The organism is Candidatus Roizmanbacteria bacterium CG_4_9_14_0_2_um_filter_38_17 (assembly GCA_002788855.1).
GTDB lineage: Bacteria > Patescibacteriota > Microgenomatia.
On the sequence record PFSB01000006.1, the window covers coordinates 133923 to 147701 of the forward strand.

Annotated in this window: 15 protein-coding genes; 14 read left to right on the forward strand and 1 reads right to left on the reverse strand. The window is 37.4% G+C overall.

Annotated features, from left to right (window positions below; translation table 11 throughout):
* The first annotated feature begins 11 nt into the window (after window positions 1-11).
* The 14 genes from CO050_01345 (at window position 12) to CO050_01410 (ending at window position 12699) form a co-directional block, all read left to right on the forward strand.
* Window positions 12-713, forward strand: coding sequence for a hypothetical protein (locus tag CO050_01345; protein ID PJC32123.1), 702 nt, complete (start codon window positions 12-14; stop codon window positions 711-713).
* 83 nt (window positions 714-796) lie between these two features.
* Window positions 797-1252 carry a division/cell wall cluster transcriptional repressor MraZ gene (gene mraZ, locus CO050_01350; protein ID PJC32124.1) on the forward strand — a complete coding sequence of 152 codons (456 nt, stop codon included), beginning with the start codon at window positions 797-799 and terminating at the stop codon, window positions 1250-1252.
* Window positions 1242-2126: a 16S rRNA (cytosine(1402)-N(4))-methyltransferase gene (locus CO050_01355; protein PJC32125.1), complete on the forward strand. Its 885-nt coding sequence runs from the start codon at window positions 1242-1244 to the stop codon at window positions 2124-2126. The genes mraZ and CO050_01355 overlap by 11 nt, the downstream gene beginning before the upstream one ends.
* Window positions 2123-2395, forward strand: coding sequence for a hypothetical protein (locus CO050_01360; GenBank protein ID PJC32126.1), 273 nt, complete (start codon window positions 2123-2125; stop codon window positions 2393-2395). The genes CO050_01355 and CO050_01360 overlap by 4 nt, the downstream gene beginning before the upstream one ends.
* Entirely contained in the window at window positions 2392-4062 is a 1671-nt protein-coding gene (locus CO050_01365) for a hypothetical protein (protein PJC32127.1), read from the forward strand. The genes CO050_01360 and CO050_01365 overlap by 4 nt, the downstream gene beginning before the upstream one ends.
* A 192-nt stretch (window positions 4063-4254) precedes the next feature.
* Window positions 4255-4851, forward strand: a complete 597-nt coding sequence (locus tag CO050_01370; GenBank protein ID PJC32128.1) for a hypothetical protein — start codon at window positions 4255-4257, stop codon at window positions 4849-4851.
* Window positions 4852-5011: 160 nt separating this feature from the next.
* Window positions 5012-6289: a hypothetical protein gene (locus CO050_01375; protein PJC32129.1), complete on the forward strand. Its 1278-nt coding sequence runs from the start codon at window positions 5012-5014 to the stop codon at window positions 6287-6289.
* Complete coding sequence (murC, locus tag CO050_01380; protein PJC32130.1) at window positions 6276-7712, forward strand: UDP-N-acetylmuramate--L-alanine ligase; 1437 nt, start codon at window positions 6276-6278, stop codon at window positions 7710-7712. Before CO050_01375 ends, murC begins: the two co-directional genes overlap by 14 nt.
* A gap of 1 nt (window position 7713) precedes the next feature.
* A complete protein-coding gene (murA, locus tag CO050_01385; protein PJC32131.1) occupies window positions 7714-8973 on the forward strand; it encodes a UDP-N-acetylglucosamine 1-carboxyvinyltransferase in 1260 nt (419 codons plus the stop codon).
* Window positions 8966-10210 carry a hypothetical protein gene (locus CO050_01390; protein ID PJC32132.1) on the forward strand — a complete coding sequence of 415 codons (1245 nt, stop codon included), beginning with the start codon at window positions 8966-8968 and terminating at the stop codon, window positions 10208-10210. Before murA ends, CO050_01390 begins: the two co-directional genes overlap by 8 nt.
* A 6-nt stretch (window positions 10211-10216) precedes the next feature.
* Window positions 10217-10924 (forward strand): hypothetical protein, encoded by a 708-nt coding sequence (locus CO050_01395; GenBank protein PJC32133.1) that lies wholly within the window; start codon window positions 10217-10219, stop codon window positions 10922-10924.
* Window positions 10925-10941: 17 nt separating this feature from the next.
* On the forward strand, window positions 10942-11166 hold the full coding sequence (locus CO050_01400; protein PJC32134.1) for a hypothetical protein: 225 nt from the start codon (window positions 10942-10944) through the stop codon (window positions 11164-11166).
* A gap of 231 nt (window positions 11167-11397) precedes the next feature.
* Window positions 11398-11838, forward strand: coding sequence for a hypothetical protein (locus CO050_01405; protein PJC32135.1), 441 nt, complete (start codon window positions 11398-11400; stop codon window positions 11836-11838).
* Window positions 11839-11877: 39 nt separating this feature from the next.
* Window positions 11878-12699, forward strand: coding sequence for a hypothetical protein (locus CO050_01410; GenBank protein PJC32136.1), 822 nt, complete (start codon window positions 11878-11880; stop codon window positions 12697-12699).
* 294 nt (window positions 12700-12993) lie between these two features.
* Here CO050_01410 and CO050_01415 read toward each other — a convergent pair whose 3' ends face one another.
* A complete protein-coding gene (locus tag CO050_01415) occupies window positions 12994-13734 on the reverse strand; it encodes a transcriptional regulator (GenBank protein PJC32137.1) in 741 nt (246 codons plus the stop codon).
* Window positions 13735-13779: the final 45 nt, after the last annotated feature.

Here is a 13779-nt window from a genome sequence, read left to right on the forward strand (position 1 = left end):
GATCTTTATATATGATATTATTAGTTTGTATGAGACTAGTCAATTTTGTGAATGGTCAGGTTTATCACATATATAACAGAGGTGTTCGCAAGGATTTACTTTTTTATAGAGATTCTGACTATGTGAGGTGGGAAAATCTTTTATCCTGGTGTTCTAACTATAGCTATCCATTTAGTAGTTATGTTCAAGGGCTAAAATCGCTTAGTAAGGAGAAGGCTAGTCTTGATGCCTATCAAGAACGTATAGAAAAAGAATATCGTTACAGTCGGCCTCTTGTTAATATTCTTTGCTATATTGAGATGCCTAATCATTTTCACTTAGTTCTCGAGCAAAACGTTGAATCAGGCATTTCTTTGTTTATGCAAAAGCTGTCCATTGCGTATGCAATGTATCTTAATAGTAAATATGAGCTATCTGGGTCAGCTTTTCAAGGTAAATATAAGTTTGTACACGTAGAAACAGATGCTCAGCTAGTTCAGCTGTTAAAGTATATGTTACTTAATCCCGTAGTTGCACTCATAGTTTCAATTTTAAATCTAAAAAAATATAAATGGTCAGCACTTAAAGAGTATTTGGGAAATACTGACAAGATGATAGTCGACACAACCAAGTTGCCTAGTGTGTTTATAAACCCACAGGAGTTATTAAATTTTCTTAAAGAGGAGTCAGGCTCTGGATTTACAGCGGAACTTGGTTCACTAGTTATAGACTAATATATAAAGATCGGATCTTTATATATTGGTTGTGGTGAAGATGTCTTGACACGTAGCTTAAATGTGGTGTAGAGTGGATATAAGTGGTGAAAAGTGGTGAAATGTTACTAGGTAGATATACGAGCCGTGTTACAGACAAGGGCAGAGTTGCCTTGCCAGCTAAGCTCAGAGCTGAACTAGGAGAAAAAATAGTAGTGACTCAGGGATATGAAAAATCACTAATCTTAGTTGGCGAGAGTAGTTGGCGAGAGCTGATCAAAGGAACAAGTCAAAAGCCTTTTACTATTGGCGCAGCACGCGACACCACGAGGTTTTTATTAGGTAGCGCTAGTTCGGCGATTTTAGATAAGCAAGGTAGGTTTGTGTTACCTGACTATCTTAAGCAGCACGGTGAGATAACAAAAGAGGTAATATTTCTTGGATTAGGCACGTATATTGAGCTTTGGGATAAAAAGCGCTGGGAAGAATATCAGGAATATTTAAATGTGAATATTGAAGATATATCAGAGAGATTAAGTAAATTAAACATTGAAAAATAGTACACACTATGCATCTCATATACCCGTTCTTCCACGGGAAGCTGTGGATAGCTTAAAGGTGAAGAAGGGTGAGAAATATATTGATGCAACGCTTGGTTTTGGTGGGCATACAAAAGAGATCCTTAAAAAAGGTGGAATACTTCTTGGAATAGATTGCGACGGTGAAAATCTGGCATCAGTAGGTAAGGATTTATCAGCATATGACAGCAATAGTTGGAAGTTGGTGCAAGGAAATTTTGAGAATATACAAAATATTGCAGAAGTAGAAGGGTTTAGCTCGGTCTCAGGTGTTCTTTTTGATCTAGGGATATCTAATTGGCAGTTGGATGAATCTAATCGGGGTTTAAGTATTCGTTTTGATCTTGATTCAGAAGAAAAACTAGATATGCGCTTGGATCAAACTCAAGAGATTACCGCTGAATATATAGTAAATAAATATTCTGAAAAAGAACTATATGAAGTGTTTAGTAAGTATGGTGAGCTAAGAGAAGCAAAAAGTATAGCAAGAATTATTGTAAAAAAACGGCCAATAGTTACAGGTAGTAAGCTTGTAACAATCATAAATTCAGTTGCCAGCTCAAAGAGCTTATTGGCAAGATCATTTCAAGCACTGCGTATAGAGGTAAATCATGAACTTAGAGCACTAAAATCAGGGTTAGCTGGAGCAGAAGCCATCCTTAAGCCAGGTGGAGTATTAGCTGTTATTAGTTTTCATTCACTAGAAGATCGACTGGTTAAACAGGCGTTTAATAATTGGTCAAATACAAAAAAGATGGAGGTAGTAACAAAACAGCCAATTACAGCTGGCACTCAAGAAGTAAAAGCAAATTCTCGAGCAAAAAGTGCAAAACTTAGAGTTGCTATAAAAAAATGAAAAAAACAATAATTCTAACCCTGATTCCGTTGTTAATATTATTTGTTGTACAGATTACTGTATCTGCAAAAGTCTCTGGCATAGGTAAAGATGTGGCGCTTATTGAAGCCAATGCGATCAAACTTGACCGCGAAAATGATTTATTACAGCATAAAGTAGCTAGTGAAACTGCCCTTCTTATAGTGCAGCAAAAAGCTGAAAAACTGGGAATAACTACCAAGGTTCCCGTTGAGTTTCTTGACGATTCGGTGTATGTTGTACAGAGATGAACCGGTTACGCTTTATAGGGCTGTTGTTTATGTTAGTCTTCTTGCTAATCTGGGTTAGGCTTTTTTATTGGCAGGTAATTCAGCGGGATCGGCTCGCAACTCAAGCACAAGGACAATATGCTTCGGAGTATAGTGTATTTCCAACGCGCGGCAAAATTCTATCAGTTGATAATGCTGTTATTGTTACTAATCAACCTGCTTACATCCTATTTGCTGAGACTAAAAAATTACCTTCAGATAAGAACTATATATTTGAGATAGCCAAGGCGTTGGAAATTGAAGAAGCTTCGATTGCCGCAACTCTAGATACACAAAAAAACTGGGTGTCTGTAGTTCGTAAAGTAACCACGGAACAAAAACAACTTATTGAGGAGTTAGAGATTTCTGGTTTGGGTTTTGAACAGGAGAATGTGCGTTTTTATCCTGAAGGCTCGGCAAGTGCTGCTTTATTGGGTTTTGTAGGTGGAGATCTAAGCGGAGAGCCCAAGGGCTATTTTGGGCTTGAGGGTTATTATGATGAAATTTTGACGGGCAAGCCAGGTTTTGTACGTGCTGAAAAAGATGCACATGGGGTACCAATACCCATAGGCTCACAAAAGCGCATAGAAGCTATTGAGGGCGCTGATTTAGTGTTAAATATCGACGTTGGAATTCAAAATGCTGTAGAGCAACACTTAAAACGAGGAATAGAACGATATGAAGCAACGTCTGGCGCGGTTATTGTGATGCGCCCTACAACTGGTGCAATAGTCGCAATGGCGTCTTTTCCCTCTTATGATCAGCGAGACTATGCAAATTATGATCCGAAGCTGTACAAAAATTCAATAGTGGCTGATACATTCGAACCTGGTTCAACTTTTAAGGTTATTACTATGGCTGCTGCTATCAATGAAAAGGTAATTAAACCAACAACTACATATATGGAAACCGGACCTGTAGTTGTGCAGGGATACAAAATTAGAACATGGAATGAGCAATATGGTGGAAAGACAAATATGACCGAAGTGCTTGAAAGATCTTCTAATGTGGGAATGGTGTTTATTAGCCAGAAACTTGGCATAGAGCTTTTTTACAAGTATCTTCGTGAATTTGGCTTTGGCGCATATACTGGTATAGATCTTCAGGAGGAAGTAAGTTCTCCTTTGCGTAAAAGAGATTCCTGGAAAGAGATAGATCTGGCAACCTCATCTTTTGGCCAGGGAATAGCTGTAACTCCAATTCAGTTAATACGCGGGGTTGCGGCAATTGCTAATCAGGGCGAGCTGGTGGTGCCTAAAATTGCAAATGCCATGCGCTTTGAGGATAATAGGGTGATTGACCTGATGACGGAACAAGGCAAGAGAGTGATATCTCCAGCTACCGCAAGTATAGTGACGGAAATGATGGTTTCATCAGTAGATAATGGTGATGCGCGCTGGGCTAAGCCAAAGGGTTTTCGTATTGCCGGCAAAACTGGTACTGCCCAGATTCCAGTTGAGGGTCGTTATGATCCAGATCGTACTATAGCTTCTTTTATTGGTTTTGCTCCAGCTAATGATCCCGAGTTTATTATGCTTGTAATACTTAAAGAACCTCAGACTTCTCCTTGGGGGTCTGAAACAGCAGCGCCGCTTTTCTTTGATATCTCCCGCGACCTCTTTGCGTATCTGAATGTATCTCCAAGTTAAAGTTAATTGTTTTAGCTCTTATTAGCGGTCTATTAAAAACTGGGTTTTTAATAGAATATTTGGTATTCTTGTATTGTTATGAGAAAAGATGCGGTGTTTGTAGTCGGTGAGTTTTATCATGTATATAATAGAGGAACTCGTAAAAGCGAAATATTTTTGAATGAAAGTGATTATAGACGATGAGATGAGTGTTTGTATTGGAGTAATAATTTTGGCTATCCCTATAGTCTTCTAAGACAGCAAATTAATCAGGCGAAAAAGAGTGGTAGAAATATTAAAGAAGTAGTTGAACAAATTGAAATGCAGTACCGATTATTTGAGTCTTTGGTTAATGTAATTTCTTACGCACATATGCCAAATCACTTTCACCTAGTCTTGAGGCAAAATGTAGATAATGGAATATCAAAATTTATGCATAAAATGTCGGCTTCTTATGCAAAGTACTTTAACAAGAAGTACAATCTAACCGGATCACTGTATGAAGGAAATTTTAGAGCGATTCAGATAATATCTGAACCTCAACTATTAGAAGTTAGTAGATATGTTCATATTAATCCAACTGTAGCAGGAATTGTTGATATAAAGGGTTTGCTTACATATCCCTGGACATCGTTGCGTTTATATGTAGGAGAAGTGAATAATAAGCTCGTTGATATCAGTTATTTACTCGGCTTAAGTAATAATAACGCAGAAGAGCTGGTAAGGTTTACTCTTTCCAGGATTAGCGATGATAATGAAGGACTATTGGAAGGGATAATGATTGATGGTAACAAATTAGCCCGTAAATAAGCTCTATTAAAAACCCAGTTTTTAATAGAATTGCAGTGATTATGAAGAGGGTGTGAAGGATAAATCCGGTGATGTACCAGGAAGAGCTACTAGTACTAGCTCACATATAGGAAACTAGCAGTTTTTAGGTGGAAGATAAGACTTAAGATATAATACATCCATGGCTTTAGTTACAAAGCTTCGTGGTCTGATTCCAAATAATTTAGTTAATACTTTTTGGCATTATCCTATTGCTTTGTTTGCGGCTTTGAGATATGGGTTTCCAGCTAAAAAACTTACTTTAATTGGGGTAACAGGTACAGATGGAAAGACTACTACAACTTACATTATTAACCATTTGTTAAAAAAAGCTGGATATAAAACAGCTATGATCACGTCTGTATTGGCGGAGATAGCTGGCAAAACTAGTAATACAGGTTTTCATGTTACCAGTCCCCATCCTTGGCAAGTGCAGAAATATTTAGCTGAAGCAGTTAAATCTGGGGTAACTCATGCGATTCTAGAAGTTACTTCCCACGCATTGGATCAACACAGATTTGCCGGTTGTAGTTTTAGGTATGGAATTGTAACGAATATTAAACCTGACCACCTGGACTATCATAAAACTTATGATAACTACTTTCATTCAAAGTCTAAGCTACTCTTAGGAGCTCAAAAAGCAGTTCTTAACAAAGACGATCAAAGCTTTAACAGGCTAAATACACTCTTAACAGGAAAAGATATTGTTACGTATAGCATTAAGGAGCAAGCAGACTTTACAGGTAAAAAAATAATACAAACAAGTATACCTGTCACTCTACCAGGAGATTACAATCTATCCAATATTCTGGCCGCCACAGCCGTTGTAAATAATATTGGCCTCTCTATTGATGAAGTTAGTAAATATTTACCATCTTTTAAAGCAGTACCAGGCAGATTTAATGAAGTAGATATTAAAAAAGACTTTCGGGTAGTAATAGATTTTGCCCATACGCCCTATGGTTTACAGGCTTTACTTACTGCGCTGCGGAATCAAACTCAGGCAAGAATTATAGCTGTATTTGGTTGTGCGGCAGAACGTGGAGCAGATAGGCGAGAGATGGGCAGGGTAGGTGGTAAGTTGGCAGATATAACAATTATTACAGCCGAGGATCCTCGTTTTGAAGGCGTGGAAAAGATAAGCGCTGTGATTGCAGGTTGGGCAGATAAAGCTGGAGCAGAAGAATTAAGCAGCAAACAGTTAGGAGATAGTAGCAAAAAAGATAAGCATGTATATACTAAAATAGCAGATCGGCAAGGGGCAATAAATGCTGCAATAGACATTGCAAAGCCTGGAGATATTATTGTTTTATGTGGAAAAGGACACGAGCAAAGTATGAATTTTAGAGGAGTTGAATATCCTTGGGATGAAAATAAGGCTGTTCAAAAAGCCCTAACTAAAAGATATGGATCTAAGTAAAATTAAGCATATACATTTTGTTGGTATAAAAGGTGTAGGGATGACATCTCTAGCTGTATTAGCCCATGAGATGAAAAAAAAGGTGACTGGTTCTGATGTTTTGGAAGAATTTGTGACAGACAAAGTGCTTAAAGATCTGAAGATTGAAGTATTTGGGGAATTTAATGGAGAGAATTTTAAGAAGTTACTAACAAGATACAGCCCCCCAGAATTATTAGTAGTTACAACGGGTGCACACCAAGGATTTAATAATCTAGAGGTACAACATGCTAAAGAGCTAGGCTTTAAAGTAGTCTCCCACGCTCAAGCTTTGGGTATATTATCCATGCATAAGAATGTGATTGCTGTTGCTGGAACGCATGGTAAGTCAACAACAACTGCAATGATAGCGCATGTTTTAACTGAAGCTGGGACAGATCCATCATACTTAGTGGGAGTTGGAAGCATACCTTCATTACCAAATCCAGGTCATCACGGCAAGGGTAATTTGTTTGTAGTTGAAGCTGACGAATATGTAACTGATCCTCAAACAGATCCTACCCCACGGTTTCTGTGGCTTAAGCCTAAGATATTAGTAATAACATCCGTCGAATATGATCACCCAGATGTTTATTCAGATGTTTACAAACTAGTTCAAGCATTTAGAGAGCTAGCGGAAAAAGTACCCATAGATGGTACCATCATTGCCTGTATAGATAACCTAGGTGTGGAGAAAGCTCTAGAGGGCTCTAAGGCTAAGATTATTTGGTATGGATTCTCTCCTCGTGCAGATTATAGAATCAAAAGTTATTATCCAACCTTATTATCTGGCGGGCAAGTGGTTTTAGAGTTTTGTGTTGAACACCAAAAACGTGAGTTATTTTGCACACAGCTGGCGGTATCTGGTAGACATAATAGCTTAAATGCATTGGCATGCATTATTGCTTGTGTTGAGGTAGGAGTATCGTGGACTAAAGCACCCGAATACCTGAGAAGTTTTACGGGTACGGGGCGCAGATTTGAGTTAAAAGGCCAACAAGGAGAGACCGTACTATACGATGATTACGCACATCATCCAACTGAGATTAAGGCTGTGCTGGCTATGGCTAAGGAGCTCTACGTGGGTTATCATATTATAGCTATATTTCAGCCCCATACATATTCACGCACTAAAGCTCTGTTTAAGGACTTTGCAAAATCTTTTACAGATGCGAATGAAACTTATTTATTAGATATTTTTTCCTCGGCCCGAGAAAAGAAAGATCCATCTATTTCATCACAAGAATTAGCCAAGGAAGCTAGTAAGCATGGGGCGCAGGTTAAATATGTACGAAGTGTTCTGGAGATGGTTAACAGGATAAAGTCGAAATTAGGGAGTAAACAGGTTATAATTACGATGGGAGCTGGAGATGTATACAAGATACACGATAAGCTAAAAGTCTAATATGGCAAAATTTATAATAAATGGCAGAAATAGACTAGAAGGAAAAATTAAGGTTGCGGCTAATAAGAATGCGGTTTTGCCAGTAATGGCGGCAACGCTTCTTTGTGAAGGAACAAGCATTATTCATAACGTACCTGAAATAAAAGATGTTGAGGTAATGGTGAATATTTTACGCAAGCTGGGAGCAAAAGTAACCTTAAGCGAGAGAACATTAACAGTAGACAGCTCAAATATAACCAATCTAGAAATACCACGTGATCTAGCTCAACGCCTGAGAGCATCAGTATTATTGTTGGGACCATTACTTGCAAGAGCTGGAGAAGTTAAGCTTCCTCATCCTGGTGGTGATGTAATAGGTAGGCGTGGTATTTTCACACATATTTCTGCATTGACGAAGCTAGGGGTTCAAATTACTCAAGATGACCTCATGTACTATGGCAAGGTTATTCAGAAAAATGCAGTGAAAGTATTTTTAGATGAACCCTCAGTGACAGGCACAGAAAATGTCATGATGTACGCGGCTTTAACAGATGGTGAAACAGTGATAGAGAATGCTGCAGCTGAACCTCATATTGTTGATCTATCTAGATTTTTAGCATCAGCTGGTGTAACTATCGAGGGAGCAGGAACTAGTAGAATTAGAATAATAGGAAAAAAGAGCTTAAAGGGCGGAGAGTATACAATTTCTCCTGACCCGATTGAAGCGGGCACATTTGCAATTGCTTCTGCAGTAACCAAAGGAGACCTGGAGATTGGACCAATTGTACAAGATGACATGCAGATGATAAAGATAGTGCTGGAGAGATTTGGCGTTAATCTAAAGTTTGATAAAGATAAACTTCGTGTAAATTCCAAAGAAATAACAGCACCTCTTAGACCTGTGCAAGCAATGGTTTGGCCTGGCTTTCCAACTGACCTTATGAGTCCTTTAATCGTGCTTGCCACACAGGCAGAAAGGCAGACCCTGTGTCATGATCCTCTTTATGAGTCACGCATGTTCTTTGTTGATAAGCTAATTAGAATGGGGGCTCACATTACAATCTGTGATCCGCATCGTGTCATTGTGTATGGCAAGTCAAACTTGTATGGAAGAGAGCTGGCAAGTCCAGATATACGAGCAGGAATGGCCTTAGTTTTGGCGGCTTTAATAGCGGAGGGTAAGAGTGTTATTGATCAAGCAGAGATTGTTGAAAGGGGATACGAGAATATTGACAAAAGATTGCGTATAATAGGAGCAGATATTAAAAGATCTAATGATTAAACAAGCAGTTATATTGGCAGCAGGCGAGTCATCAAGGTTTCAGCCGTTGTCTGCATATAGGCATAAAGCAGAAATCCCATTGCTTGGTAAAAGTTTGCTCCAGCGCACGGTAGATAACTTACAGAGCATTGGTGTAGAAGAGGTTATTATAGTTCATTCGCCAGATCGAAGACCTCAGTTATTTGCTCATGAGTGTGAACTAAGATTTGTAGTTCTAGATAAACCTACAGGAATGGGAGATGCCCTGCTGGCAGCTTTAGATTTTTTGGATGATAAATATTTTGTGCTTCATCCCTACCACTTTGCGGGAGTTAATTACATGAAAAAGATGGTTAAGGTTACAGCTGAAAATAATGGCTGTTTATTAGTAACTGATCCCGTAATAGGAAAAAGCGGTGGACTTGCCACGGTTGAAAAGGATGACATTGTCCAGGTTGAGGAGATGGAGTATAAGGGGGGAGATAATAAGAAATATGTTCTTGGAATATATTTACTAACCAAAACATACACAGATATTTTGCAACAGACTAAAAAAGATCACTATAGTTTTGAACTTGCCCTTGATCAATATGCAAGAGCTAACAAATTATCCTGGTTTCAGGTTAGAGACTACTCAGTATCGCTAAAATACCCCTGGGACTTATTCAAGATCAAGGATACGCTTCTTCGCTCTAGTAAAGCAAGTATAGCGAAAACAGCGAAAATTGACCCAACAGCCGTGATAGATGGGGTAGTTATTATCGATGAAAATGCGAAAATAGGAGCATATGCCGTTATTAGAGGTCCCGCATATATTGGTAGAAATGTACGAGTAGGAGATCATGCTTTGGTTCGTGATTTGACTACATTGGAAGAGGGCTCGATGGTGGGTGGTTCAGCAGAAGTAAAAAATAGTATTGTTTTGGAAGAGTCTCATGTGCAGGGATATCTTGCAGACTCTATAGTGGGGCAAGAGGTGAGAATAGCTCATGGATTTGTTTCAGCTAATCGCCGCATTGATAGGGAAACCATCTCTGTAGAGGTTAAAGGTAAAAAAATAGATACAAGGTTTTTTGCCCTGGGTTGTATAGTAGGTGATAATGTTTATACGGGTATAAATGTGGCAACTATGCCAGGGGTTAAAGTTGGTGAGAATTCAATAGTTGGCCCTCGTACCACTGTGTTTGCGAATGTCCCTCCAAATGTTCGGTATTATCAAAAAGCCGAATCCCACACAGAAAAGATTATAAAGAAGTAATCTGCTATGAATAGTTATCATAGGCAACTATTGGTTAATATCCAGAAGAATTCAAGAAGAGAAGATTTGTCATTACACAATAGCCAGAAGTACTGTGGGACAAGTGACAAATTCTACAATCTTAAAACAGAAATCAAGCGTCAGGCTGCAAAAGAATTTTTTAGAAAGTATCTTGATTTATCTTTCGATGAGTATATTGAGCTTTTGGATTCTTTGAACACTGGAAAATCCTATGAAGAAAAAACTATTGCCTCAATGATTTTATGTTTGTATAAAAACAACAAAGAACACATAGGTCCAGAACATTTAGATAAGTGGCTTGAAAATCTTGAAGGTTGGGCAGAAATTGATTCATTATGCCAGTCTTCTTTTGGTGCTGATGAAATATTACTAAAATGGAACAGTTGGGAAAAAGCCTTAATTACTTTCTCCAGATCAGATTTTATTAGCAAAAGAAGAGCGAGTCTTGTTTTGCTTGTAAAACCTGTAAGAGACGCTAAGAATGATAAGTTGTTTAGTCTTGCGCTGGAAAATATAGATAAATTAAAGAAAGAGAAAGATATATTAATTACAAAAGCAATTTCGTGGTTGTTACGGGATATGATAAAAAACTATAGAAATGAAGTAAGGCATTACTTGAAGGAAAATAGAGAAACTCTCCCAAAAATTGCTATAAGGGAAGTAACAAGGAAACTAGAAACAGGAAAGAAGTAAGCAGTTAGATTATAAATATGGAAGCTAGAGAAGCAAGTATTATAACAGGTGTAATTGCAGAGAAATATGGTCTGGATAACATAGAAGTGAGTGGTTGGCTACATAATGCATTAGATCCTGGACTAGGTCCAGAAAGCAATCAAAAAGCGAGAGGATCGCTAAATCATGCTCTTGACGAATCGGATGTAACCTATTTACTTGGTATTTGGGCTGATTGTATAGCCGACTCCAACTCTGCTTAAATATCTGGATTGGATCTAGTTCTGGCTCTATTAAAAACTGGGTTTTTAATAGGTTGTTAAATCAAGCTATTAAGGGGGTCAACTATTTAAATTACAGGAAGTGATTTCCATTATTGGGACACAGAGCTCGTAATACTTTTTAAACTTCAAAAAAAGTTCCAAAATTTTTGTCATTCAAAAGTTAACCTCATTTTAAGTTCGAATCCCACTCGGCCGTGGTATAATAATTGTATGGAAACCTTTCTTAATTTTCTAACAGTATTCGGGCTTGGAAGCGTTATAACTGTATTTATCACACACAAACTAAAACAATCCTCAGAATCAAAAATAAAAATGAGAGAATTAAAAGAAAATCAATATAAAAGTCTTCTTAATAATTTAATGGGTTTTTTTGAGGGATGGGAAGACTATGCAGTTGCAGATAAAAAAGCTCGCAAGAAACAATTCTTGTGGGAAGTTTATACAAGCGTTCCTGTATATGCATCAGATGTGGTTATAAGGCTTTGCTATGAGTTTATAGAAAGCCATAACAAAGAAGGGAAATTGAAAGGAGAGAGCAATAAAATTTATTCAAAAATCGTAATTGCTATGAGAATGGAATTAAATAAAATTTATGGTCAGCCAGATACTACACTTTCAGAGAAAGACATTAAAGTTCTTAAAGTTGATTAATGATTCAAAGCAGAGCAGACAAAATTACAAAAACTGACAATGAATATTTTTCAGAGTAAGTACTTCAACGTTGTTCTTCCAGTTTTATTTGTTTTGTTTCTTTTGCTGCTACTTGTCTATGGTTGTTTAATTGGCATATATGATGTTATAACTTTAGCTGTAAATGCCGTCCTTATGCTCCTTGCTACGCTAATTGCAATTTCACTACCTTTGTATGCAAGCGCGAAAAATGAACAAAAACGCAGGGATAAGGAACATGAAATGATTTATGTATCTGTATCCCGATACGTTGGCGGTGAAATCTTGGATAATGTTATAGAGATTCAAGATATTCTAAAAAATAATGAAAAATCTCTAGGCCAACTGGATAAACAAAATCTTTCTATGTCAGAAAGAGATAAAAAAATAGTTACCGCTTCTATATGGAAAACGGCTTCAGAAATCCTTGTTGGTTCGCTTCAGGATAAACATCACAACAATATGGTTATGTCTGGTTTAGTAGCCAAAATTCCCGATGACGCTGTTGGCAACGGAATTCGTGATACTTATCAAAAAATGGATAATCTAAAAAAGCGACTCAAAAGCATAACGATGTTTTTTGGAATGCTTATATCTCCCCAAGTTGGGGTTTCTAAAACATTCTTGGATTATCAGTTTAATACGAAACTGCAAGAAGGTATTACTGCTGTTGAATTGGATATAAAGATATTTAGCGATTCTGCAGAAAAAACTAGAAAAGACATTAACAAGCTACTGAAACAATATGGGAAAGAGATTAAAATTATAGCTTATGAAAAAGTACATAACTCTGAAAAAGGATCTAGAAAAACTGAAAAATCTTCCATTTCTTCAAAAAAATGAGCAAGAGATTGTTGATAAATAGCTATAGCTATGGTTGAAAGATGTTTCTATTAAAAACTGGGTTTTAAATAGATTGTTAAATCAAGCTTTTAAGGAGGTCTACCCTTTAAATTTCAGACCCTTTAAATCCAGATAATGGGGTCAGCCACCTATTTAGAAAAAATACAAGGACAAATCTTGTAGAAAATATATATGCAAATTTTCTACTCAATTGGGAAACGGCACCTTTTTTCATTTAACGCTCAACTTAAGGCAAGGTCTTCCATTTCATGTAAGGCCTTGCCTTGTTTCGCGTTAGGGGAGGAGGGACCAGAGGGATTGGAAGATTATTTTCTGGGTTTGGACTAGTCCGGGTTCTTCAATGATAACTGCATATGGTAGTTCATCTTCGGTGATAGAGATGATGGCATATTTATCTGTATAGATGATGATATAGCTTGAGGAGTTGGAGCTGGAGTTTTGTATCCATTTTCGCTGTGCTAACTGCACTTCTTCTCCACCTTTTCCTAAGGCAATTACATTTACCTGGATACCTTTGGTAATTCTTTGTTTAGTAAAATTAGGAAATTGTTGATAGAGGTATTTTCTGATTGGCAAAGCTGAGTAAGCATAATATGTTTTATCTTTAGTATTCTCAACAGAGTGGAGAATATCTAGGAGTACTTTTTCGATACCTTCTTCTCCCTCATAATATTTAACCGTGGGACTTGATCCAGTAATTTTAGATGCCTCAAGTTCTGGTATGACTTTTGTACTAAGGGATGAAATTAGCTGTTTAATCCTGGTTTCTTTTTCTTTAGCAAGATTTGTTAGTTTTTTAGGAGATTCAGCTAGATAACGTTTTCGCTGTCCACTCATCTGAAAGCATACGAGGCCTTTTTTTACGAGTTCTCTTAGTATTTCGTGAGTAGTTCCCCTATTGATTTTAGTATCTGCAGCTAGCTCCCGGATGGAGACAGGGCCAAGCTTTAGGAGTGATTTGTAAACAATATATTCCTTACTAGATATACCCAGCAGACTAAATTGTGAATCCATTGGGTAATTATATAACACTTGTCAATAAAATGTTGACAAAAACTG